The sequence below is a fragment of the Salipiger bermudensis genome (assembly GCF_020171625.1).
Lineage (GTDB): Bacteria > Pseudomonadota > Alphaproteobacteria > Rhodobacterales > Rhodobacteraceae > Salipiger > Salipiger bermudensis_B.
The window spans coordinates 230,272-252,205 of sequence record NZ_JAIUZY010000005.1; the positions used below are offsets into that span (position 1 = coordinate 230,272).

General features: G+C 65.6%; 21 protein-coding genes. 14 read left to right on the forward strand and 7 right to left on the reverse strand.

Going from position 1 to position 21,934, the window contains the following annotated elements:
• Positions 1-1,161 precede the first annotated feature (1,161 nt).
• Positions 1,162-1,797, forward strand: coding sequence for a flagellar hook-length control protein FliK (locus LCM15_RS22840; protein ID WP_224856157.1), 636 nt, complete (start codon positions 1,162-1,164; stop codon positions 1,795-1,797).
• A gap of 10 nt (positions 1,798-1,807) precedes the next feature.
• On the forward strand, positions 1,808-2,482 hold the full coding sequence (locus LCM15_RS10575) for a flagellar hook capping FlgD N-terminal domain-containing protein (protein WP_224856159.1): 675 nt from the start codon (positions 1,808-1,810) through the stop codon (positions 2,480-2,482).
• A gap of 29 nt (positions 2,483-2,511) precedes the next feature.
• Here LCM15_RS10575 and LCM15_RS10580 read toward each other — a convergent pair whose 3' ends face one another.
• From LCM15_RS10580 to ubiE, 3 genes are read right to left on the reverse strand one after another with little or no spacing between them, the layout of a single operon-like run.
• On the reverse strand, positions 2,512-3,528 hold the full coding sequence (locus tag LCM15_RS10580; RefSeq protein WP_224856161.1) for an NAD-dependent epimerase/dehydratase family protein: 1,017 nt from the start codon (positions 3,526-3,528) through the stop codon (positions 2,512-2,514).
• A 36-nt stretch (positions 3,529-3,564) separates the two neighbouring features.
• Positions 3,565-5,097, reverse strand: coding sequence for a 2-polyprenylphenol 6-hydroxylase (ubiB, locus tag LCM15_RS10585; protein WP_224856163.1), 1,533 nt, complete (start codon positions 5,095-5,097; stop codon positions 3,565-3,567).
• A gap of 3 nt (positions 5,098-5,100) precedes the next feature.
• Positions 5,101-5,853: a bifunctional demethylmenaquinone methyltransferase/2-methoxy-6-polyprenyl-1,4-benzoquinol methylase UbiE gene (gene ubiE, locus LCM15_RS10590; RefSeq protein WP_224856165.1), complete on the reverse strand. Its 753-nt coding sequence runs from the start codon at positions 5,851-5,853 to the stop codon at positions 5,101-5,103.
• 94 nt (positions 5,854-5,947) lie between these two features.
• Between ubiE and mutM the strand changes: the two genes are divergently transcribed.
• Both mutM and LCM15_RS10600 read left to right on the forward strand, forming a co-directional pair.
• Positions 5,948-6,799, forward strand: coding sequence for a bifunctional DNA-formamidopyrimidine glycosylase/DNA-(apurinic or apyrimidinic site) lyase (mutM, locus tag LCM15_RS10595; RefSeq protein ID WP_224856167.1), 852 nt, complete (start codon positions 5,948-5,950; stop codon positions 6,797-6,799).
• 64 nt (positions 6,800-6,863) lie between these two features.
• The gene (locus LCM15_RS10600) at positions 6,864-7,640 is read left to right on the forward strand and encodes an enoyl-CoA hydratase (protein WP_224856169.1); all 777 of its coding nucleotides are present in this window, start codon (positions 6,864-6,866) and stop codon (positions 7,638-7,640) included.
• A 69-nt stretch (positions 7,641-7,709) separates the two neighbouring features.
• On the opposite strand, the gene LCM15_RS10605 is transcribed toward LCM15_RS10600, so the two are convergent.
• Positions 7,710-7,892, reverse strand: a complete 183-nt coding sequence (locus LCM15_RS10605) for a hypothetical protein (protein WP_224856172.1) — start codon at positions 7,890-7,892, stop codon at positions 7,710-7,712.
• Between the two features lie 270 nt (positions 7,893-8,162).
• Between LCM15_RS10605 and rpsT the strand changes: the two genes are divergently transcribed.
• From rpsT to gyrB, 5 genes are all read left to right on the forward strand, one after another.
• The gene (gene rpsT, locus LCM15_RS10610) at positions 8,163-8,426 is read left to right on the forward strand and encodes a 30S ribosomal protein S20 (RefSeq protein ID WP_224856174.1); all 264 of its coding nucleotides are present in this window, start codon (positions 8,163-8,165) and stop codon (positions 8,424-8,426) included.
• A gap of 519 nt (positions 8,427-8,945) precedes the next feature.
• A complete protein-coding gene (dnaA, locus tag LCM15_RS10615) occupies positions 8,946-10,331 on the forward strand; it encodes a chromosomal replication initiator protein DnaA (protein WP_224856176.1) in 1,386 nt (461 codons plus the stop codon).
• A 180-nt stretch (positions 10,332-10,511) separates the two neighbouring features.
• Positions 10,512-11,630 carry a DNA polymerase III subunit beta gene (gene dnaN, locus LCM15_RS10620; RefSeq protein ID WP_224856178.1) on the forward strand — a complete coding sequence of 373 codons (1,119 nt, stop codon included), beginning with the start codon at positions 10,512-10,514 and terminating at the stop codon, positions 11,628-11,630.
• Between the two features lie 37 nt (positions 11,631-11,667).
• Complete coding sequence (gene recF / locus LCM15_RS10625) at positions 11,668-12,777, forward strand: DNA replication/repair protein RecF (RefSeq protein ID WP_224856180.1); 1,110 nt, start codon at positions 11,668-11,670, stop codon at positions 12,775-12,777.
• 79 nt (positions 12,778-12,856) lie between these two features.
• Positions 12,857-15,274 (forward strand): DNA topoisomerase (ATP-hydrolyzing) subunit B, encoded by a 2,418-nt coding sequence (gyrB, locus tag LCM15_RS10630; RefSeq protein ID WP_224856181.1) that lies wholly within the window; start codon positions 12,857-12,859, stop codon positions 15,272-15,274.
• A 77-nt stretch (positions 15,275-15,351) separates the two neighbouring features.
• Here gyrB and LCM15_RS10635 read toward each other — a convergent pair whose 3' ends face one another.
• Positions 15,352-16,077 (reverse strand): CbiX/SirB N-terminal domain-containing protein, encoded by a 726-nt coding sequence (locus LCM15_RS10635; RefSeq protein ID WP_224856182.1) that lies wholly within the window; start codon positions 16,075-16,077, stop codon positions 15,352-15,354.
• A 205-nt stretch (positions 16,078-16,282) separates the two neighbouring features.
• On the opposite strand from LCM15_RS10635, the gene LCM15_RS10640 reads away from it, so the two are divergent.
• From LCM15_RS10640 to LCM15_RS10650, 3 genes are read left to right on the forward strand one after another with little or no spacing between them, the layout of a single operon-like run.
• Positions 16,283-17,200 carry a diacylglycerol/lipid kinase family protein gene (locus tag LCM15_RS10640; RefSeq protein ID WP_224856183.1) on the forward strand — a complete coding sequence of 306 codons (918 nt, stop codon included), beginning with the start codon at positions 16,283-16,285 and terminating at the stop codon, positions 17,198-17,200.
• A complete protein-coding gene (locus LCM15_RS10645; RefSeq protein ID WP_224856184.1) occupies positions 17,197-18,024 on the forward strand; it encodes a metallophosphoesterase family protein in 828 nt (275 codons plus the stop codon). Before LCM15_RS10640 ends, LCM15_RS10645 begins: the two co-directional genes overlap by 4 nt.
• A gap of 36 nt (positions 18,025-18,060) precedes the next feature.
• Positions 18,061-18,276 carry a hypothetical protein gene (locus LCM15_RS10650; RefSeq protein ID WP_224856185.1) on the forward strand — a complete coding sequence of 72 codons (216 nt, stop codon included), beginning with the start codon at positions 18,061-18,063 and terminating at the stop codon, positions 18,274-18,276.
• 41 nt (positions 18,277-18,317) lie between these two features.
• Here LCM15_RS10650 and LCM15_RS10655 read toward each other — a convergent pair whose 3' ends face one another.
• Entirely contained in the window at positions 18,318-18,914 is a 597-nt protein-coding gene (locus tag LCM15_RS10655; RefSeq protein WP_224856186.1) for an exopolysaccharide biosynthesis protein, read from the reverse strand.
• A 201-nt stretch (positions 18,915-19,115) separates the two neighbouring features.
• On the opposite strand from LCM15_RS10655, the gene LCM15_RS10660 reads away from it, so the two are divergent.
• Positions 19,116-20,168, forward strand: coding sequence for an AI-2E family transporter (locus LCM15_RS10660; RefSeq protein ID WP_224856188.1), 1,053 nt, complete (start codon positions 19,116-19,118; stop codon positions 20,166-20,168).
• Positions 20,169-20,397: 229 nt separating this feature from the next.
• Here the strand turns inward: LCM15_RS10660 and LCM15_RS10665 are convergent, their stop codons facing one another.
• The gene (locus tag LCM15_RS10665) at positions 20,398-21,297 is read right to left on the reverse strand and encodes a YihY/virulence factor BrkB family protein (protein WP_224856190.1); all 900 of its coding nucleotides are present in this window, start codon (positions 21,295-21,297) and stop codon (positions 20,398-20,400) included.
• A gap of 153 nt (positions 21,298-21,450) precedes the next feature.
• Here LCM15_RS10665 and LCM15_RS10670 point away from each other — a divergent pair, with 153 nt between their 5' ends.
• Positions 21,451-21,927 carry a hypothetical protein gene (locus LCM15_RS10670; protein ID WP_224856192.1) on the forward strand — a complete coding sequence of 159 codons (477 nt, stop codon included), beginning with the start codon at positions 21,451-21,453 and terminating at the stop codon, positions 21,925-21,927.
• The last annotated feature ends 7 nt before the right edge of the window (positions 21,928-21,934 follow it).

Here is a 21,934-nt window from a genome sequence, read left to right on the forward strand (position 1 = left end):
GCCACCTCTGTCCAGGGCACCAGCCGTGTCAAAGCAGAGAGGTTTGTTCCCTCCGAGGATGCTCTCAGAGGTGCCTCCGGCAGTCCTCCTCTCTCGCAACCAGACAAGAGGTACACTTGGACGGCGTCCCCTGTTCCCATCGCGTCTAGCGATACAGAGCCCAAGCCGCGCGCGGAGGCGGGCAACGGGCGGCCTTCGCGCCACGGGCAGCCGGATTGGGTGGCCCCCGCGCCGATGACAGAGCGGGGCTCAGTCGAAACCAGCCGCCCGAGGGCACCGAAGCACGGTTATGTCATGCCCACGGGGGAGGCCGCCTCCCACCCTCGGACGGAACAACGCTCTGCGCTGGGCTTGCCGACCGGTCGCCCCGAACCGCAGAGGCCGGGCGCAAAAGGTGGTTGGGCGAGCGCGAGCGAACCGATCCACGTAGATGGCGCTGTCGCTGACGCAGATCGCCTGGCGACGCAGGGTACACGGCTCGCATCTCATATTCCGCGAGACACAGAAACAACGGCGCCCGACGAGGTGCGGAACGAACGCAGCGCTCTTCGCGTGCCCGGCCGAGCGACACCTCCGGTCAGGATACCCCCCGAGGTTTCGGTCGCCGACGTGCGTCTCGTCCAGACAGGGCGACCCGCCGGATGGGGCGCCTCTGAAGCCAGCCCCGCAATGGTGCTTCAGGGAAAAGAAGGCGTCAGAGCCGAGCCTGAGAAAAACGGCATGAACCCGGTCGCGCCGGTCGCGGTCTGCCCGAGCGTGGAATTCGGCCCCGGAGACGACGCCCGTGTCGCGGCGGAAGTTAAGGTGGGTATGGCGGGTGATACGGATAAGGCGGCCATCCGGGCGGTGCATCCGCCTCAAGGGGAGAGCGGAACACCGAACCGAGTGGGGTTTGCGTCGTCGTTGCCCGGCCATCATGGCGCCGCTTCCGAGCCTATCGCCGGCCCGTCCGTCCTCCATCAGCCCGGTCGCGCTCAGGGTATGCCTGTCCCACAGGCCCCAACGTCCTCCCCCGCGCGAGAGCCCAACGCCGCGCCGGTCTCGGCCCCAAACGAGACGTTTCTCAAACCCGCACTCGCGGAAGAGAGGCGGGTCGAGCCTCGGAAGTTTGGGCCAATCAACGAGACGCGGCGTCGCGTCCAGGATCATGGACAGGGACTCGTGGAGGCCCTCGCCAGTCGTGCCGTAAGGGGTGGCGGCGGCGTACCGGGGGCGCTGCTGACGCCGCCGGTGACAGATGCGCTCTGCGAGCGCCCCGCGATCTCGGTCATTTCGCCCGTGATCGATCTAGAGGAGCCGCTGTCAGAAGACCTGACCACGGCCCCGCTGCCGGGCGGCGGATCGGCGCAGGGCCCGGTCTCGCCCACTGGCCACGGGGCCAGCCTTGTGCCGCGTGAGGTGGCCGGGTCGGTGCTGCGCCAGGCTGCCGAGGCGATGTCCGCCGCGGTGGATGCGCAGGAGCAGGTGATCGAGCTTAAGCTGAGGCCGGAAGAACTCGGTCAGCTGAGGTTCCGCATTGGCCAGGGTGAAACCGGGCTCATCCTGAGCGTGAGCGCAGATCGACCGGAAACGCTCGATCTTCTGCGCCGCAATATCGATCAACTGGCCCGGCACCTCTCGGATCTGGGCTATGAATCGGCGAGCTTCAGCTTTGGTGAAGAACGGCCCGGGTACCGGTCGGGCCCACCAGGAGAGGCCGGTGTTTCCGAATCGGACGCCGGCGGGCGCGCGGTGACAGAGGCAGCGGTCCCGGTCCCGGACTCGCCGGTCTCCGAAGGTTTGGATTTGAGACTATAGGGAGAATGTCATGGAAAGCAGTGCGGTAACGGGCGCCATCCCGGCTGGACGCGCCGGGCCAGACGGGGCAGCGCGCGAAGAGCAAACCAAGAACGCGGCGGTTCTGAGCAGCGATTTCGAGACGTTTTTGAAGATGCTGACCGCGCAGATGAAGAACCAAGATCCGCTCAATCCTGTCGATTCCACGGATTATGCCACCCAGCTTGCGACCTTTTCCTCGGTGGAGCAGCAGGTGCTGACCAATGATCTTCTTGCGGATCTCGCGCAGGCCATGACCGGAGGCACGTTGCAGCAGCTCGGGTCATGGATCGGGCGGGACGTTCTGGCGGAGGACGCAGTGCGCTTTGACGGAACCCCGCTGGTGCTTCGGCCGGACGTCGCGCCCGGCGCGGATGCGGCCCGGCTCGTGGTGCGCGATGCTGGGGGGGCCGTCGTTCAGCGGCTGTCACTTGATCCGTCGGAGCCGCTCGTCGCATGGCGAGGGCTCGACGGTGGCGAGTCATCGATCGCATCCGGGATTTACAGTTTCGAGGTCGAGAGCCTGTCCGGCGGCACCATCGTCGCGCAGCAGCCCGCCAAGGTCTACAATCCGGTGATCGAGGTGCGCCGCGAGGGGGATGCCACGCTGCTGACCCTGTCAGGTGGCAGCGAAATCGATGCCAACTCTGTCACAGCCCTGCGCTGATGCGCGTCTCGCGCAACCCGGCGCCGCGCCTAGTTCGCGTTGGCGTAGTAGGATTTGTACCAGTCGACAAAAGCCGCGACGCCATCCGCAAGCGGGGTTCGCGGCAAGGGGCCGGTCAGGCGGGTCAGCAGCGCATTGTCTGCCCATGTCGCGGGAACGTCGCCGGGCTGCATGTCCATGTAATTGCGCAGAGCCGGCGTTCCGAGAGCCTGCTCGATGGCGGTCACGAAATCCTCGAGCCGTTCCGGCGCGCCGTGCCCGACGTTGAGCACCCGCCAGGGCGCCACGGGGGACAGGCTGTCACCCTCGACCGGCGCGCCCTGCACCGGCGGCTGGCCGATCAGGCGGACGAGACCTTCGATCAGATCATCGATATAGGTGAAATCGCGCCGCATGTCGCCGTGGTTGTAGATGTCGATCGGGCGGCCCTCGAGGATCGCCTTCACGAATTTGAACAGCGCCATGTCGGGGCGACCCCACGGCCCGTACACCGTGAAGAAGCGGAACATGGTGATCGGCAGCCCATAGAGATGCGCGTAGGACTGGGCCATCGCCTCGTTGGCTTTCTTCGTCGCTGCATAGAACGACATTTGATGGTCGGCCTTCGCTGTTTCGCGATACGGCATCTCGGTGTTGGCGCCGTAAACCGACGAGGTCGAGGCCATAAGGAGGTGCTTCGGTGGTGCCGCCCGGGCCGCCTCGAGCAGTTCGAGCGCGCCGACGAGGTTGGACTGAACGTAGGACCGCGGCGCCTCGAGCGAGTAGCGCACCCCGGCCTGCGCCGCGAGGTGGATGATGATCTCAGGGCGCTCGGACAGGCACAGCTCGGTCAGCCGGCCCTCATCCTCGATATTGGCGATGATCGGCTCGAACGCCGCGTGGTCGCCGAGGATCGCGTGCCGGCGCTGCTTCAGGGTGACATCGTAGTAATCGCTCATCGCGTCGAAACCGATGACGCGGTAACCTTCGTGCAGAAGGCGCTGCGACAGGTGAAATCCGATAAAGCCGGCCGACCCGGTCACGAGCGCGGTTTTCGCGGTGGACATGCGCGTCCTCCCCCAAGAGATCAGGCCGCTGACGTATCAGGCCAGCGCCTGCCAGACAAGCATGAGCGCCGCCGCGAGCGCCGCACCAACGCCGCCCCAGCCGAGCCGAACGCGCCATGGGCTGCGTTTCGGAGGGCTGTCGTCTTCGGCCTGACGGATCAGCGCCGCCTCGACCAGACCCGGCAGGCGTGGCCCGAAACGACCAAGCACCTGGGCGGTCTGCACGAGATCGCGCAACACCGCGCGCGGCCCGATCGAGGTCTTGATGTAATCTTCCACCACCGGCTTGGCGGTGTTCCAGATGTTCATGCGCGGATTCAGCGAGCGCGCCACGCCCTCGACCACCACCATGGTACGTTGCAGCAGAATCAGCTCGGTCCGGGTCTGCATTCCGAACCGCTCGGTGACCTCGAACAGGTAGGAAAGCAGACGTGCCATCGAAATTCGCGTGGCGTCCATGCCGAAGATCGGCTCCCCGACGGCGCGCAGCGCGCGGGCGAATTCGTCGACATCGCGATCGGCGGGCACGTAGCCGGCCTCGAAATGCACCTCGGCGACGCGCTTGTAGTCGCGCCGGATGAAGCCGTAGAGGATCTCGGCATAGACCCGGCGGGTGTACTCGTCGATATGGCCCATGATGCCGAAATCATAGGCGATGATGTTGCCGTTCGGCGCGACCTTGAGGTTGCCCTGATGCATGTCGGCGTGGAAGAAACCGTCGCGCAGGGCGTGGTTCAGGAACAGTTGCAACACTCGCTCGCTGAGCTGCTCGCGGTCATGCCCGGCGGCGTCGAGCGCGGCGTTGTCGCCCAGCGGCGCCCCCTCGGCCCAGCTCATGGTCATCACCCTGCGACCCGAGAGCCCCCAGACGATCGAAGGCAGCTCGAAGCCTGCATCGCCGGCGGTGTTGGCGGCGTATTCGGAGGCGGCAGCGGATTCGAGCCGCAAGTCGAGCTCGCCCATGACGACGCTCTCGAAGTGCGAGATCACATCCCGGGGTCGCAGCCGACGCGCGGAGGGTGCCAGCGTCTCGATCATGTCCGCGGCGAAGTAGAACGCATCGATATCGGTGCGGAAGGCGCGTTCGATGCCTGGGCGCAGCACCTTGACGGCAACGATGTCACCGGTGTCGGCGCGGCGCGCCTTGTGGACCTGCGCGATCGAGGCGGCGGCAACGGGGGCGCTGAACTCGCTGAAGATCTCCGAGACCGGGGCGCCCAGCTCGGCCTCGATCTGGCGCTCGGCCTGTTCGATGCCGAAGGGCGGAAGCTTGTCCTGCAGCACGCGAAGCTGATTGGCGAGATCCTGACCGACCACGTCTGGCCGGGTCGAGAGGATCTGGCCGAACTTGATGTAGGCGGGCCCGAGCGCGGTCAGCGCGCGGGGGGCGGGGGGCATCGACGGGTCCCCCTCGATGCCGGTCCATTTGAACGGCCAGACGAGCGTCCGGAAGGCGATGCGCACCATGCGCGGCGCGTCGAACGCGTCGAGCACCACGCCCATGGCGCCGGTGCGCTCGAAGGTGGCGCCAGTGCGGATCAGGCGCCAGATATTGTGCGGTCCGCGCATGGCCTAGAGTTTCCAGCCGGAATGCAGGCAGGCGATGCCCATGCTCAGGTTGCGGTACTTGGCGTTGCCGAACCCGGCGGCGCGCAGCATCCCGAGAAAGGTCTCCTGGTCGGGGAACTTGCGGATCGATTCCACAAGATATTGATAGCTGTCGCGGTCGCCCGCGATCATCTGGCCCATGCGCGGGATGATGTTGAAGGAATAGAGGTCATAGGCCTTCTGCATCATGTCGTTGGGAATCTGGCTGAATTCGAGCACCATCAGCCGGCCGCCGGGCTTGAGCACGCGGAACGCCTCGTTCAGCGCCTCCTGCGGGCGGGTGACGTTCCGAATGCCGAAGGAGATGGTGTAGACGTCGAAGCTGTTGTCGGGGAAGGGCAGGGCCATGGCGTCGCCCACCACCCAGTCGAGCTGTTCGGCCATCGCCGCGGCATCGGCGCGCTTGCGACCCTCGACCAACATCGGCTCGGTCAGGTCAAGCACGGTTGCATGGCCGCGGCCCGCGCGCTTGAGGAACCGGAACGAGATGTCGCCGGTGCCGCCGGCCACGTCGAGCAGACGCTGCCCCGGGCGCGGGGCCAGCCAATCCATCATCGCGTCCTTCCAGACCCGGTGGATGCCAAGCGACATGGCATCGTTCATCACGTCATATTTCGACGCCACCGAGTTGAAGACGCCCTGCACGCGACCGGCCTTCTCGGTCTCGGGGATGTCGGTGAAGCCGAAATGCGTGGTTTTCTGGGTGTCATCGGTCATGGGTCTTGCCGTTTTGCTGCTGCATCTCCTTATAGGGCGCGGGGGGCGCGCTGCAATGCGACCCTTCGACAAGACGCTGTGACCCGGAGAGAACATGCCCGAATTGCCCGAGGTGGAAACCGTGCGCCGTGGCCTCGCCCCCGTGATGGAGGGCAACCGCATCGCGCAGGCACAGGTCAACCGGCCCGACCTGCGCTGGCCCTTTCCCGAGCGCATGGCCGAGCGGCTGACCGGGGCAGGGATCCTCCAGCTGCGGCGACGGTCGAAATACGTCCTCGCCGATCTCGACAGCGGCGAGACGTTGCTGATCCACCTTGGCATGACGGGGCGGATGCTGGTTTCGGGCGACACGCTCGGGCGCTTCGTGCACGACCACCCGGCGCCGGAAAAGCACGACCACGTGGTGCTCGACATGGCCGATGGCGTCCGGGTCACGTTCAACGACCCGCGCCGCTTCGGGGCGATGGACCTGATGCCCACCGCCACGGCCGAGTCTCACCCGCTGCTCGCGGCGCTGGGGCCGGAACCGCTTGGCAACGGGTTCAGCGAATCCCATCTCGTGGCGGCGCTGGCGGGGCGCAACATGCCGATCAAGTCGGCGCTGCTCGATCAGAAGATCGTCGCGGGGCTTGGCAATATCTACGTCTGCGAGGCGCTCTATCGCTGCGGAATCCATCCGGGACGTCGCGTCAGACGGATCTCGGAGAAGCGCATCGCCTCGCTGGTGCCGGTGATCCGCGAGGTGCTGGAAGAGGCCATCGCGGCGGGCGGATCAAGCCTGCGGGACTTCCGCCAAGCCGATGGCGAGCTTGGATATTTTCAGCACAGCTTCGATGTCTACGGGCGCGAGGGGCAGCCCTGCCGGACCCCCGATTGCGGTGATACCGTGCACCGGATGGTTCAATCGGGGCGGTCTTCGTTCTATTGTCCGCGGTGCCAAAGATAACTTGATTGCGAGGGCCAAGCTGGTAAGTCTGCCGTCTGACGCTAACGGACGGGAGCCCGAAGTCATGGCCTATGAGACGATCATCGTCGAAATAGATGACCACGTCGCAACGATCACACTCAATCGCCCGGATGCCCTCAACGCCCTCAACAGCCACCTGCTGCAGGAACTGGCGCAGGCGCTGGGCGAGCTGGACGGCAATGACAAGGTGCGCTGCATCATCGTGACCGGCTCGGCCAAGGCCTTTGCCGCCGGTGCGGACATCAAGGAGATGTCCGAGAAGAGCTTTGTCGACATGTATCTCGGAGATTTCTTCGAGCCGGCGACCGACGCCGTGGCCCGGGTGCGCAAGCCGATCATCGCCGCGGTGGCGGGCTACGCGCTGGGCGGCGGTTGCGAACTGGCAATGATGTGCGACTTCATCATCGCCGCCGACAACGCCAAGTTCGGCCAGCCCGAGATCAACCTCGGGGTCATCGCCGGCATCGGCGGCACGCAGCGCCTGACGCGCTATGTGGGCAAGTCCAAGTCGATGGACATGCACCTCACCGGGCGCTTCATGGATGCCGAAGAGGCCGAGCGGGCCGGGCTGGTGAGCCGCATCGTGCCGGCCAAGCAACTCATCGACGAGACCAAGCAGGCCGCCGAGAAGATCGCCGAAAAATCGATCCTCGCCACCATCGCGGCCAAGCAGGCGGTGAACCGGTCTTACGAGACCACGCTCACCGAAGGCCTGCTCTTCGAGCGCCGGCTGTTCCACTCGCTCTTCGCGACCGAGGATCAGAAGGAGGGCATGGCGGCCTTCCAGGAAAAGCGCACCGCGCAGTTCCGCGACCGCTGATCTGCCTCACGCATGATCGCAACTGATCGAACGGCCCGCCCTGACCGGCGGGCCGTTCGCATTTCAGGCCTAGCCCTGAAGCGCGCCGCGGCGGCTGCGGATTGCGGCCTGGATGGCGCGCCAGTCCTCGGCCTGGCCGGTGTTGCCGGCCTCTTCGCAGGCCCGCGCCTTCTGCGCGGCCTCGGCCTCGGCCCGGCCACCATGGGCGCGGTAGAGCGACTGGGCGTATTCGGAAATCTGCATCGCATTCATCTCTGATTCCTCCTTTCAGAATGAACCGTCCTGCATCGGCAGGACTCCGAATATAGGGGTTCGGAGACGATTCTGCGACCTCCGGGGCCGTTTCGGCGCGCATCGGGGTTTGCAAGGCTGAAGTTTTGGTATATGCGCCGCTGCTACATGCGCGTGATGCCCGCTCAGGCAAGAATCGGTCCGGTAATTCGTCCGGGTCAGAGTGCCATTGCGCGACCCGGATACCGTTGACCCCCATGCGAGGGGGCAGAAGACAGAGGACTGATCATCATGGCTAATACCCCCCAGGCGAAGAAGCGCGCCCGTCAGAACGAGAAGCGTTTTGCGATCAACAAAGCGCGCCGTTCGCGCATCCGCACCTACCTTCGCAAGGTCGAAGAGGCGATTGCCTCGGGCGACCAGGACGCCGCCAAGGCCGCACTGGCTGCCGCTCAGCCCGAGCTGATGCGCGGTGTGACCAAAGGCGTGTTCCACAAGAACACCGCATCGCGGAAGATGTCGCGCCTCGCATCGCGGGTGAAATCGCTGGGCTGAAAAGCCACACACGATTTTTAGACGAATAAAAAGGCACCACAATCTGTGGTGCCTTTTTTCGTTTCCGACACTAGCCGTTGAAGTCAGAGATTCTTTTTCCGGAATCCACTGAGTCAACATTTAAGTTCGGTTGCCGGGCTTCCCGCCAAATTGCTAATTTCACCGAGCGAGTCACATTGCTTTGGGGGGACAGGCAAGCAGCGCAACGCCCGCGTTATCTGGGACGTTTGCACTGCGCTTTGGCGGTCTGCTGCACCAGCCGCCAGAACAGGGCGTTTGCCCTGCCAGTCCGAGGTATACAAATGCGCGGACAGCGCTGACCTAGGTCGGTCTTTGGTTGGGATGCCAAGGGCGCAGGCAGGTGTTGTCCGTCCGGAATGCGTATCATTCCAGCCCATGCCGTCATGGCATGGGGCAGAGACCTGTTCCCGCATCACATGTGTCCGCCGGGCGGCTCACTCAGATCGCCCGAGATGACGAGATGGATGAATGGCAGTCAGGCTTTCGGAGCGGGGACAAATGACAAAAGACCAGTGGGGCGCATTGCAGAGCCAGCTGAGCAGTACGATTGGGGAGAACAACTACAAGACCTGGATCGAACCCATGGAGTTCCACGGCGTGGAACCCGGTGGTGTGGCCGTGTTCAACGTGCCCACCAACTTCATCGGCACCTACGTGTCGCAGAATTTCGGCGACATCCTTCTTGCCAAGCTTTCGGGGATGGACACCGATGTGCGCCGGCTGAAGTTCCAGGTCGCCAATGCGGACAACCGCCCGGCGGCGGCCCAGCAGCAGCCGCGCCCCGCGGCGCAGGCACAGGCGCAGCCGGCCCCGGCCGCCGCGGCGCCGACCAACAGCGACCTGCTGCCCGGCGCACCGCTCGACGGCCGCTTCACCTTCGACAGCTTCGTCGTCGGCAAGCCCAACGAGCTGGCCCATGCCGCGGCCAAGCGCGTTGCCGAAGGCGGTCAGGTGACCTTCAACCCGCTGTTCCTCTATGGTGGCGTGGGCCTTGGTAAGACCCACCTGATGCACGCCATCGCCTGGGACCTGCGCAACAACCGGCCCGACCTGAACGTGCTCTACCTCTCCGCCGAGCAGTTCATGTACCGTTTCGTGCAGGCCCTGCGCGAGCGCCGGATGATGGATTTCAAGGAGCTGTTCCGCTCGGTCGACGTGCTGATGGTGGACGATGTCCAGTTCATCGCCGGCAAGGATTCGACGCAGGAAGAGTTCTTCCACACGTTCAACGCGCTGGTGGACCAGAACAAGCAGATCATCATCTCGGCCGACCGCGCCCCGGACGAGATCAAGGACCTCGAGAACCGCATCCGCTCGCGGCTCCAGTCCGGTCTCGTGGTCGATCTGCATCCCACCGACTACGAACTGCGTCTCGGCATCCTTCAGTCCAAGGTCCAGAACTATCGCGAGCAGTACCCCGCGCTGCAACTCGATGACGGCATCCTTGAATTCCTCGCCCATCGCATCTCGACCAACGTGCGCGTGCTTGAAGGCGCGCTGACCCGGCTGTTCGCCTTCGCCTCGCTGGTCGGCCAGCCGATCACCATGGAGCTGACGCAGGATTGCCTTGCCGACGTGCTGCGCGCCTCGGATCGCAAGATCTCGATCGAGGAGATCCAGCGCAAGGTGGCCGAGCACTACCACATCCGCCTCAGCGACCTCATCGGGCCGAAGCGTGTGCGCAACTTTGCCCGCCCGCGTCAGGTCGCGATGTACCTGTGCAAGCAGCTCACCGCCCGGTCGCTGCCCGAGATCGGCCGCCGCTTCGGCGGGCGCGACCACACCACCGTCATGCACGGGGTGAAGCGCATCGAGGAACTGCGCACGCAGGACAGCCAGATCGCCGACGACGTGGAGCTTCTGCGCCGCGCGCTCGAGGCCTGAGACGCCGCCCGAAGAGGCGGGCCTGAGGTTCAGGCACAACACAACCGGACGGGGCCGCCACCGGGCGGCCTCGCGGCCTTGACGCCAAAGTAAAACAATCCGATCAATCGCTGAAACAAGACTTGGAGCAGCTTGCGCTTGGCGCTAGGCTGCGCCTCCGGCAGGCGGAGAGGGTGAGGGATGAAAGTCAGTATCGAACGGGCAACGCTGCTCAAGGCAGTCAGCCAGGCGCAATCGGTTGTCGAGCGTCGCAACACCATTCCGATCCTCGCGAACGTGCTGATCGAGGCCGAGGGGGACACCGTCACCTTCCGCGCCACCGATCTCGATATCGAGGTTCTGGACCGCGCCCCGGCACAGGTCGAGCGCGCAGGCGCCACCACGGTTTCGGCCGTGACCCTGCACGAAATCGTCCGCAAGCTGCCCGACGGCGCGCTTGTCCAGCTCACCGATGACAGCGCCGCGGGGCGCCTCACGGTGGCCGCGGGCCGGTCGAACTTCAACCTCGCGACCCTGCCGAAAGAGGACTTTCCGGTCATGGCCTCGTCGGAATACGCGACGAATTTCAGCGCCAAGGCCGAGACCCTGCGCAAGCTCTTCGACAAGTCGAAATTCGCCATCTCGACGGAAGAGACCCGCTACTACCTCAACGGCGTCTACATGCACGTCTCGGAAAGCGAAGAGGGCCGGGTGCTGCGCTGCGTCGCCACCGATGGCCACCGCCTTGCCCGGATCGATGCGCCGGTGCCCTCGGGCGCCGAGGCGATGCCCGGCGTGATCGTGCCGCGCAAGACCGTGGGCGAGCTGCGCAAGCTGCTCGACGATGACGACATGGACATCGCCGTGTCGGTCTCGGAGACCAAGGTGCGCTTCGCCACGCCCGACATCACCCTGACCTCCAAGGTCATCGACGGCACCTTCCCGGATTACTCCCGCGTCATCCCGACCGGCAACACCCGCCGGCTCGAGGTCGACGCGACCGAGTTCGCCAAGGCCGTCGACCGCGTTGCGACGGTGTCGTCCGAGCGGTCGCGCGCGGTGAAGCTGCAGCTCGACGAAGACCGGCTGGTGCTCTCGGTTAACGCGCCCGACAGTGGCGCCGCCGAGGAAGAGCTCGCCGTGGCCTATGGCGACGAGCCGCTCGAGATCGGCTTCAACGCCAAGTACCTGCTCGAGATCGCCAGCCAGGTGGATCGCGAGAACGCGGTGTTCATGTTCAACTCCTCGGGCGACCCGACCCTGATGCGCGAAGGCAGCGACACCAGCGCGGTCTATGTCGTGATGCCGATGCGCGTGTGACCCTGACCGGGCCAACCCTGCACAGGGAGAGCGGATCGTGACCGCTCTCCACCTTTCAAGCCTGACGCTCTCGCATTTCCGTTCGCACAAGCGCGCGGCGGTGGAGGTCGATGCCCGGCCCGTTGCGATCTACGGACCCAATGGCGCGGGCAAGACCAATTTGATCGAGGCGGTCTCGCTGCTGTCGCCCGGGCGGGGGATGCGGCGCGCCTCGGCGCAGGAGATGACCCGCCGACCGGAGGCCCTGGGCTGGAAGATCGGCGCCTTGCTGCACGGGCCCGAGGGCACGAACGAGATCTCGGTGCGCTCGGAAAGCGGGGGGGCGCGGCAGGTCGAGATCGACGGCAAGCCCGCGCCGCAGACCGCGCTGGCGCGCGTCGCCCGGGTGCTGTGGCTGATCCCGTCGATGGACCGGCTGTGGATCGAGGCCCCCGAGGGCCGGCGGCGCTTTCTCGACCGCATGACGCTAAGCTTCTTTCCCGATCACGCCGATGCCTCTTTGACCTACGAAAAGGCCATGCGCGAGCGCAACCGCCTGCTCAAGGAGCAGATCCGCGATGCGCATTGGTACGCCGCGCTGGAAAGCCAGATGGCGCAGAGCGGCGCGCTGATCCAGCAGAACCGGCAGGCGGCGCTGGCACGGCTCGCCAGGGCGCAGGACGGGGCGGAGACCAGCTTTCCCGCCGCCGATCTCGCGCTGGTCTCGACCGAGGCCGACATTCCCGACGCCGAGGAGGACCTGCGCGCCGTCTTCGCCGAGGGCCGCTTCCGGGACATGGCCGCGGGGCGCACGCTCACGGGCCCGCACCGCTCGGATCTCTACGGGGTCTTCGCCGCGAAGGGCGTGCCGGCCTCGGACTGCTCCACCGGCGAGCAGAAGGCGCTGCTGATCTCGCTGATCCTCGCCAATGCGCGGGCGCTCGCCGCCGAGATCGGTGCCCCGCCGCTGCTGCTGCTCGACGAGGTCGCGGCGCATCTCGACGCGGGCCGCCGCGCGGCGCTCTATGACGAGATCTGCGCGCTTGGGGCGCAGGCCTGGATGACCGGCACCGGGCCGGAACTGTTCGCCGAGCTGGGCGATCGCGCGCAGCGGCTGCAGGTCACCGACGAGGCCGGGCAATCGCTCGTTGAAAACCTGCCGGTCTGACACCAAATCTTGTGTCATCCGCGTGACAAGGCAGCGCTTCTCACCTATAAAAACCTCAAACAAGACAGAGGGTGGCTACATGGCCGAACCGGCAGGCGCTCCGCAGGAATACGGCGCGGATTCCATCAAGGTTCTCAAGGGTTTGGAGGCGGTGCGCAAGCGCCCCGGCATGTATATCGGTGACACCGATGACGGCTCGGGTCTCCACCACATGGTCTACGAGGTCGTGGATAACGGCATCGACGAGGCTCTCGCCGGTCACGCCGACTTCGTGCGCGTGAAGATTCATGCCGACAATTCGGTCTCCGTGCGGGACAACGGCCGAGGTATTCCGGTCGACATGCACGCCGAAGAGGGCGTCTCGGCGGCCGAGGTCATCATGACCCAGCTGCACGCGGGTGGGAAGTTCGACCAGAACTCCTACAAGGTCTCAGGCGGTCTGCACGGCGTGGGCGTTTCGGTGGTGAACGCCCTGTCGGTGTGGCTCGAGCTGCGCATCTGGCGCAACGGCAAGGAGCATTACGCCAAGTTCTCGCACGGGGAGACGGTCGAGCATCTGCGCGTTGTCGGCGACGCCGAGGGCGAGCAGGGCACCGAGGTGCGCTTCCTGGCCTCGACCGAGACTTTCTCGAACCTCGACTTCGAATTTGCCACGCTGGAAAAGCGCCTGCGCGAGCTCGCCTTCCTGAACTCCGGCGTGCGCATCATCCTCGAGGACGAGCGCCCGGCCGAGCCGCTGCACACCGAGCTGCACTACGATGGCGGCGTGAAGGAGTTCGTGAAATATCTCGACCGCTCCAAGCAGCCGATGATGCCCGAGCCGATCTACATGACCGGCGAGAAGGACGGCATCGGCGTCGAGGTCGCGATGTGGTGGAACGACAGCTACAACGAGATGGTGCTGCCCTTCACCAACAACATCCCGCAGCGCGACGGCGGCACCCACATGGCGGGCTTCCGCGGTGCGCTGACCCGGACTCTGACGCGCTATGCTACCGACAGCGGCATCGCCAAGAAGGAGAAGGTCAGCTTCACCGGCGACGACGCCCGCGAGGGCCTGACCTGCGTACTCTCGGTCAAGGTGCCCGACCCCAAGTTCTCGAGCCAGACCAAGGACAAGCTTGTGTCTTCCGAGGTGCGCCCGGCGGTCGAGAACCTGGTGAACGAGAAGCTCACCGAGTGGTTCGAGGAGCACCCCAACGAAGCCAAGATGGTCGTCGGCAAGATCGTCGAGGCGGCGCTTGCCCGCGAGGCCGCGCGCAAGGCGCGCGAGCTCACGCGCCGCAAGAACCCGATGGACGTCAACTTCCTCGCCGGCAAGCTCAAGGACTGCTCCGAGAAGGATCCGTCCAAGACCGAGCTGTTCATCGTCGAGGGTGACTCCGCGGGCGGCTCGGCCCAGACCGGGCGTGACCGTGGCACCCAGGCGATCCTGCCTCTGAAGGGTAAGATCCTCAACGTCGAGCGCGCGCGCTTCGACCGGATGCTCGGCAGCCAGGAGATCGGCAACCTCGTGATGGCGCTCGGCACCGGCATCGGCCGCGACGAGTTCAATATCGACAAGCTGCGTTATCACAAGATCATCCTGATGACCGACGCCGACGTCGACGGTGCCCACATCCGGACCCTGCTGCTGACCTTCTTCTACCGGCAGATGCCGGAGCTGATCGAGGGCGGTTATCTCTACATCGCCCAGCCGCCGCTGTTCAAAGTCGCGCGCGGCCGCTCAGAGGTCTACGTCAAGGACCAGGCCGCGCTCGATGACTACCTGATCCAGCAGGGCGTCGACGGGGCGCATCTGAAGCTGGGCAGTGGCGAGGTGATCACCGGGCAGGATCTCGTCCGGGTGATCGACGACGCGCGCCAGCTCAAGCGCGTGCTCGACGCCTTCCCGACGCATTACCCGCGCCACATCCTCGAGCAGTCTGCCGTCGCGGGGGCCTTCGTACCCGGCGCGGTCGAGAGCGACCTGCAGGGCGTGGCCGACAAGGTGGCCGAGCGGCTCGACCTGATCGCGGTGGAATACGAGAAGGGCTGGCAGGGCCGCATCACCCAGGATCGCGGCATCCGGCTGGCGCGCATCCTGCGCGGCGTCGAGGAGGTCCGCACGCTGGACGGCCCGATGCTGCGGTCCGGCGAGGCGCGCAAGACCGGCAGCTTCACGCAGGCGCTGCAGAATGTCTATGCCACGCCCGCCGTGCTCGAGCGCAAGGATCGCCGTCAGGCGATCTACGGCCCGCTCGGACTGCTCGAGGCGGTGCTCGAAGAGGGCGAAAAGGGTCTGTCGCTGCAGCGCTACAAGGGTCTGGGCGAGATGAACCCGGGCCAGCTCTGGGAGACCACGCTCGATCCCGATGCCCGCACCCTGCTTCAGGTGCGCGTCGACGACATGACCGAGGCGGACGACATCTTCACCAAGCTGATGGGCGACGTGGTCGAACCGCGCCGCGAGTTCATCCAGCAAAACGCGCTCAGCGTCGAGAACCTCGACTTCTGAGCCGGCTCAGAACCGGACATGCAAAGGGCCGCCTCTCGGGGCGGCCCTTTTCGCGTGCGGCGCGGTGCGTGCACAGGTCAGGAGGCCGCGCTCTCCAGCGCAGCGCCCTGCCGCTCGATGCTGCCGGCGATCAGGGCCGGGGTGTCGGTCCAGGCGATGAAGGGCGGCAGCATCGGCCCGTCGAAGCCGGCGGCCGCAAGCGCGCCGGGCACGTCGTCTTCCATGTGACCCGATTGCTGCGCGAAATAGGGCAGGCAGATCGCCTGACCGAGCCCCTGCGCCACGTCCTTGAGGAACGGCGGCTGCTCGATGAAGCCGGTCCGGGTGGCGGTGAAGCCCATCCCCGAATGCAGCGCCCGGGCAAAGCCGTAGGCGCTGTCGGCGCTGGTGCGCGAGATCGCGCTGCCATGCGCGGCGACCACCAGCGCGGTCTCCGACGCCTCCCAGCCGTACTGCGCCAGCTGCGTGCGCAGCTCTGCCTGCGCGCAGCACACCAGCCCCGGTTCGACACCGAAAGGTTCCAGCATCCGCAAGCCGAGCGCGCGCGCCTTCTTGGCCAGCACCTGACCGGTGAACCAGCCCCGCGCCATGAAGAATGGATAGATCAGCGGGTGGCCGAGCTCGCCGATCTCGGCTTCGAGCCGACCTTTCGCGGCCAGCGTCGCACTGCCGATGCGCCAGCCCTCCATGTGGGCCTCGACCTTGCCGGCCAGGGTGCGGAGCGCCGTTTCCTGAGACTCGGGGTCTGACGGGCTGCCATGCGCAACGATCACGGCGCTGCGGTGAACTGGGCTGTGAGCCATGTCCTGACGGTCTCCTCTGTACTGCAGGTCCGGGAGGACCTCCTCCGATCCGCCGGTGAGGGGTCGATGCTAGACGATTCGATCCGTTCCGTCGCCCTCCGCAAACTGAAATTTCCGCGAGCCTTGCCGCGCCGCCCTTTCTCCGGGCAGGGGGGAACCGGCCCCGCCGCGGAACGTTGACCAAAGGTTTGAATTGGAGGTCACGGTGCCTGCCGTCCGCAATGTCTGTGTCATACTCAACGAACGCTCCGGGGATCACTCCGAGGGCGATCGGCGTGCCCGCATCTCGGCCTTGCTCGACGAGGCCGGAATAGAGTCGAAAATCGCCGTTCCGAGTGGCGACGAAGACCTTGTTGTCTTTGCCCGGAAGTCGCTCGAGCAAAGCGGCGCCGAGATGCTCGTCGCGGCGGGCGGTGACGGCACCATCGCGGCGGTGGCCGCCGCCAGCCACGACGCTGGGGTGCCGATGGGGGTGATCCCGCAGGGCACCTTCAACTACTTCGCCCGCGGCCTCGAGATCCCCGAAGACATGGAAGGCGCCATCGAGGTGCTGGCCACCGGGCGGCTGCACGACATGCCGCTGGGCGAGGTGAACGGCGAGGTTTTCCTCAACAACACCAGCCTCGGAGTCTATCCGCTGATCCTGCAGCGGCGCGAGAGCATCTATGAGCGCTGGGGCCGCTCGCGCCTTGCAGCGTACTGGTCGGTGATCCTTGCGCTGACCGGCTTTCGGCGCCCGCTCAAGCTTCGGCTGACACTCGACGGGCGCGAAGAGCGGCTGCGCACGCCGCTCGCCTTCGTCGCCAAGAGCGCCTACCAGCTCGAACGGTTCAACCTCGACGGCGCGGACGCGATCCGCGATGGTCACTTCGCGCTCTTCACGGCCAAGGGCGAGCGCAGCATCGATCTGGTGCGCACGGCCCTCAAGCTGGCCGGCGGCTCGGCGCAGAACGGCTCTGATTTCGATCTCCAGATCGCGCGCGACATCACCATTCACACCGGCCGCAAGCACACGCTGGTGGCGCGGGACGGTGAAAAGACCCTGATGAAGACCCCGATCCGCATTCGCCTTCGCGATGCGCCGCTGCAAGTCATGGTGCCCGGGACCCAACCCGAGCAATGACCCGTATCGTCCATATCTCTGACCTGCATTTCGGTCGCACCGATGTCGAGTTGCTCGACCCGCTGGTCGATGCGGTGAACGCCGCGGGAGCGGATCTCGTGGCGGTCACCGGCGATTTTACCCAGCGCGCGCGCAACAGCCAGTATCGCGACGCGCGCGCCTTCCTCGATCGGTTCGAGGCGCCGTGGCTGGCGGTTCCGGGCAACCATGACATCTCGCTCGACAATCTCTGGCTGCGGTTCGTGCGGCCCTTCCGGCGCTACAAGGATCATATCTGCAAGGATCTCTTCCCGATCCATCGCGGCGAGGATTTCGTGGCCGTCGGGCTCAACACCGTCGACCAGTACCGATGGCAGCGTGGGCGGATCCGGTGGCGTCAGATGCGCCACGCCTGCAAGATCTTCTCGGACAGCGACGAATCCTTCCGCGTGGTGCTGGCGCATCACCCGTTCGAGCAGGACGAGGACGTGAAGAAAAGCCTGATGCCCAAGGCGGAGAAGGCGATCGAGCAGCTGTCGGAATGCGGCGCGCATCTGGTGCTCTCCGGCCATCTGCACCGCTGGCGGGCCGAGCCGTTCCTGTCGCGCAAGCATGGGGCGCGGGTGCTGCAGATCCATGTCGGCACCGGGCTTTCGACACGGCTGCGCGGGCAGGAGAATGATTTCGCCGTGCTCGACCTTTCCGGGGATGAGGCCAAGGTCACGCGCATGGTGGCGCGCAACGAAGGGTTCGTCTCTGACGGCGCGCGCAGCTTCCGCTACGGCGAAGATGGCTGGCGCGAGAGAAGCGACGCAGGGTCACTTGGAACCGGCACGGCTCTCTAGAGGCTTTGTCTTTGCACTGTCAGAGGAGGCCATCGCATGAACACGCCCGACAGCGAGCACAAACACAGCGACCCCGAGGCGCGCGACGTCCGGGCCGGACCGGGGGATGCCGGCGCCAGTGACCGCCCCGTTCACCGCGAAGAGACTCCCCGCGATCGCCGCGAGGGTCGCAAGGCAACCAACCTTCTTCTGTGGCTGGTGGGGATCGGCTTCGTGATCGTGTTCGTCCTGAACATGGTAGCCCTGCTCTGAACGGGCCCAAGGGCATGTCGGGCTGGGCCGCAAACCGGTCTCTAGATGACCCCCATCACGCCCATCGGGACAAGCACCCCAGCAGCGACGATGGCGATGCTGCCGAGCAGCGCGAACAGCCCGTCGCGCGCCAGCATCGACGTCGCAAGCAGGGTGACCGCGCCGCCAAGCAGAGACGAAGAGAACGGCACAATCTCGAGGAACGGCATCGCAAGGCCGCACAGCAGGCACAGGAGCTGCAGCCATTTGCGCACCGGTCTGGCGACGAACACCGACAGGCGGTTGCGGCTGTGCCGGTCGATCCAGGCGCCGACGCCGCGCATCTTCTTCACCGCCTTGCGGGCCTTCGGGCCGTCGATCTTCATCTTCATCAGGAAGTCGGGCAGCCACAGGTGTTTGCGCGAAAACAGCATCTGGGCCGAGATGAAGGCAATGGTCAGGCCGCAGGCAGAGGAAAAAAGCGGGATCCCAGAAAGCGGAGAGACCACGAGCAAAGAGGGCACCATCAGCGCGGGAAGGAAGGAGCTTTCGCCGAATTCCTCGAACAGATCCCGCAACGAGATATTGTCCCGCTGCACCACGTCTTCGAGCCGGTCGACGATATCGCCCACCGGCTGGTGTCCACTCTGCGCAGTCATGCGGTCTGGCCCTTCCTGTTGCTGCCCTTAACGCTTCGGACCTGCCCGCGGTTCCGTGTGGCCGGCGATTAACCCGCATTTTTCTGAGATTCCGGCGGTTCCGTCCTCCCCCGTGGCAGCGGTAATGCCATTCGCCGACGGGCCGAGCGAAATATAGTTGTGGGCAAGGAACAAAGGGCTCTCAGCCAAGGTTGCTCTTGTATGAAAAAGCCAGCCATCGTCTCCGACACCGTGCTGCGCGCCTCGTCGGTGATTATCGCGGCAGGTGTGCTGCTATTTGGGCTCAAAGTCGCCCAAGACATCTTTGCGCCGCTGACGCTGGCCGTGGTGACCGGGGTGATCTTTGCCCCGCTTGCAGACCGGCTCGAGCGTCTGGGGTTGCCACGCGGGGTGGTGGCGATGTTGCTCATCATCGGCATGTTCTTCGCCATAGGTGCGCTCGCCTACATGGTCGAGCCCTACATCACCACGCTGATCGACCGGTTGCCGTCGATCAAGTACGAGGTTCGGAAGCTGTTCATCGAGTATCAGAGTCTGATCCGGGGCTTCGATGAGATGAACCGGGAGGTTGAGGCGGCGCTCGGCAGCGGCAGCGCCGACAAGGAGGCCACGGATATTCCGGGTCTGACGGACGCGATCTTCCTAGCGCCGCAGATCCTCGCGCAGCTGCTGATCTTCCTCGGCGGGCTGTTCTTCTTCCTGCTGACCCGCAACGGGATCTATCGCTACATCTCGTCCAAGATCGGCACCGGCATGGACACGCCCAAGCTGCTCGAGCGCTTCTGCGATGCCGAGAAGATGGTGTCGAAGTACTTCGCGGCCATCTCGGTGGTCAACGCGGGCCTCGGCTTCGCCGTCGGCGCGGCGCTGATGCTGCTTGGCCTGCCTGGGGCCGTGGTCTGGGGCATCGCGGCGATGCTGCTGAACTACGTGCTCTATCTCGGGCCGGTGGTGCTGGCGGCGGGTCTGCTGCTGGCGGGCGTGGTCAATTACGACGGGCTGATGACCTTCGCACCGATGGCCATCTACCTGTGCTGCAACATGACGGAGGCTCAGTTCGTGACCCCGTCGCTCGTCGGCCGGCACGTGCAGATCAACCCGTTCCTGATCTTCGTCTCGCTGATCTTCTGGCTCTGGTTCTGGGGGCCGCTGGGCGGCATCGTGGCGATCCCGGTCACGCTGATCCTGCTGCGCCTGTTCGACATCCTCGGAGACTCCGCGGCGTCGGCCAAGCCGATCTTCGGGCAGGCCTGATCCCAATCGCTCCATGTTAAACAAACACCCGTCGGGCGAAGGCCCGGCGGGTGTTTTCGTGTCTGACATGCGGGAAAAAGTAACCCCGCTCTCCGGGCAGAGAGCGGGGTTGGGGACAGGTGCGGGCCGCTTGGGATAGTCGGGACAGGGACACGGCCCGCGAAGGGACAGGACGAAACAGGCGTCCTTGGGAACAGAACGCCGACCCGCGGGCCTTGTTCCACCCGAGTTAAGAATTTTCCGCGATTTTCTTGCGGCGCTTGTCGAGCTCACCGTTCAGCTGCGCCCCAAGCAATGTGACCAGCGCGCTGACATAGAACCACAGCAGCAGCGCCACCACCGCGCCGAGCGAGCCGTAGACTTCGTTCAGACGGTCGACGTTGCGGATGTAGGTCGTCAGCGCGACGGACCCTGCCGCCCAGGACAGCAGCGCCAGCAGCGCGCCGGGGGTGAACCAGCGCATCCGCGAGCGACGCCGGTTGGGGCCGTACCGGTAGAGCAGGGCGATGGCGAAGAACACCACCGCAAGCAGGATTAGCCACTTCACCACGCTCACCGCGATCTCCACGTGCACCGGAAGCCCGATGAAGGCGATGGCGGCGGGCAGGATCACCACCGCGGCAAAGGCGACCAGCGCGGTGAAGATCAGCAGCACGGTCAGCAGGAAGGCCACTGCGAGGCGGCGGATGGCGTTCTCGCGATGGGGCGCTCCGCTGGCCGCGTTCAGGCCGCGGATCAGCGCCGCGATCGAGGCCCGCGTCGACCAGAGCGCCACCACGATCGAGATGATAGAGGCCCATTGCAGGGTCGAGCGGTTGGCCGAGATGAGCTGGGTGATCTGGGTTTCGAGCAGGGCATAGGCCTCTTCGGGCATCATCTCGCGCAACAGTTCCATCTGCTCCGAAATCGCCACCGGATCGGCCCAGTAGCCCCAGATCGCGATCACCGCCGAAATCGCGGGAAACAGCGACAGGAAGGCATAGAAGGCTACGCCGGCCGCGATCAGGCCGAGATTGCGCTCGTCCATGCGCAGCCAAGTGCCCCAGAGCGCGTGCAACCAGTCTTGCAGGCTGAGTTTCTCCCGATGCGAAGGCGCCGCGGGAGCGGTGTCTGACAGTGTCTCGCTCATGCGCGCAGCTTGTGCGCGTTGCACGGGGATCGTCAACGTGCGCGGGGGCGCAGCCGGGCTTTCCTTAACAAAGCGCGGCAAAATCGTCTCTCAACCGGTTCTTAAAGCGAATCCGCGAGACCTCTGGCGTTCCCAACCAGAGGTTCCGCTGCCATGACAGGACGATCCCGCCCGCTGCAGTTCGCACTCCTGCTCTTGGTGCTTGGTCTGGTTCTGCCGACGCCTGGACGTGCCGCCACCCCGCAATACGAACCAGTCTTTGCACGGGTGCAGATCGTGGGCAATGACGGCGGCGGCCGGTTGCGGCCCCGCCTTGCCGAGGTGCAACAGCTGCGCGACCGCGGCGTGCGGGTCGAAATCCGGGGCACCTACTGCCTGTCGTCCTGCACGCTCTACCTTGGCGCCGGGAATGTCTGCGTCCGGTCGGACACGGCGTTCGGGTTCCACGGCCCAAGCTATCTCGACCGGCCGATCCGATCCGAGCGCTTCGATTACTGGTCGCGGCGGATGGCGGCGCATTACCCGCCGCCGCTGCGCCGCTGGTTCCTGACCAGCGCACGCTTCGTCACCAGAGGCTATGTCACCGTCAGCGGGGCGGACCTCATCGAGATGGGCGTGCCGCGCTGCTGACGCTCGG

What these genes read in the sequence shown, in the direction of transcription:
- LCM15_RS10645 (WP_224856184.1), top strand. Translation starts at nt 17,197, where the DNA reads ATGACCCGTATCGTCCATATCTCTGACCTGCATTTCGGTCGCACCGAT.
- LCM15_RS10655 (WP_224856186.1), bottom strand. Translation starts at nt 18,914, where the DNA reads ATGACTGCGCAGAGTGGACACCAGCCGGTGGGCGATATCGTCGACCGG.
- LCM15_RS10650 (WP_224856185.1), top strand. Translation starts at nt 18,061, where the DNA reads ATGAACACGCCCGACAGCGAGCACAAACACAGCGACCCCGAGGCGCGC.
- LCM15_RS10580 (WP_224856161.1), bottom strand. Translation starts at nt 3,528, where the DNA reads ATGTCCACCGCGAAAACCGCGCTCGTGACCGGGTCGGCCGGCTTTATC.
- LCM15_RS10660 (WP_224856188.1), top strand. Translation starts at nt 19,116, where the DNA reads ATGAAAAAGCCAGCCATCGTCTCCGACACCGTGCTGCGCGCCTCGTCG.
- mutM (WP_224856167.1), top strand. Translation starts at nt 5,948, where the DNA reads ATGCCCGAATTGCCCGAGGTGGAAACCGTGCGCCGTGGCCTCGCCCCC.
- ubiE (WP_224856165.1), bottom strand. Translation starts at nt 5,853, where the DNA reads ATGACCGATGACACCCAGAAAACCACGCATTTCGGCTTCACCGACATC.
- LCM15_RS10600 (WP_224856169.1), top strand. Translation starts at nt 6,864, where the DNA reads ATGGCCTATGAGACGATCATCGTCGAAATAGATGACCACGTCGCAACG.
- dnaN (WP_224856178.1), top strand. Translation starts at nt 10,512, where the DNA reads ATGAAAGTCAGTATCGAACGGGCAACGCTGCTCAAGGCAGTCAGCCAG.
- ubiB (WP_224856163.1), bottom strand. Translation starts at nt 5,097, where the DNA reads ATGCGCGGACCGCACAATATCTGGCGCCTGATCCGCACTGGCGCCACC.
- LCM15_RS10665 (WP_224856190.1), bottom strand. Translation starts at nt 21,297, where the DNA reads ATGAGCGAGACACTGTCAGACACCGCTCCCGCGGCGCCTTCGCATCGG.
- gyrB (WP_224856181.1), top strand. Translation starts at nt 12,857, where the DNA reads ATGGCCGAACCGGCAGGCGCTCCGCAGGAATACGGCGCGGATTCCATC.
- LCM15_RS10605 (WP_224856172.1), bottom strand. Translation starts at nt 7,892, where the DNA reads ATGAATGCGATGCAGATTTCCGAATACGCCCAGTCGCTCTACCGCGCC.
- LCM15_RS10635 (WP_224856182.1), bottom strand. Translation starts at nt 16,077, where the DNA reads ATGGCTCACAGCCCAGTTCACCGCAGCGCCGTGATCGTTGCGCATGGC.
- dnaA (WP_224856176.1), top strand. Translation starts at nt 8,946, where the DNA reads ATGACAAAAGACCAGTGGGGCGCATTGCAGAGCCAGCTGAGCAGTACG.
- LCM15_RS10575 (WP_224856159.1), top strand. Translation starts at nt 1,808, where the DNA reads ATGGAAAGCAGTGCGGTAACGGGCGCCATCCCGGCTGGACGCGCCGGG.
- rpsT (WP_224856174.1), top strand. Translation starts at nt 8,163, where the DNA reads ATGGCTAATACCCCCCAGGCGAAGAAGCGCGCCCGTCAGAACGAGAAG.
- LCM15_RS10670 (WP_224856192.1), top strand. Translation starts at nt 21,451, where the DNA reads ATGACAGGACGATCCCGCCCGCTGCAGTTCGCACTCCTGCTCTTGGTG.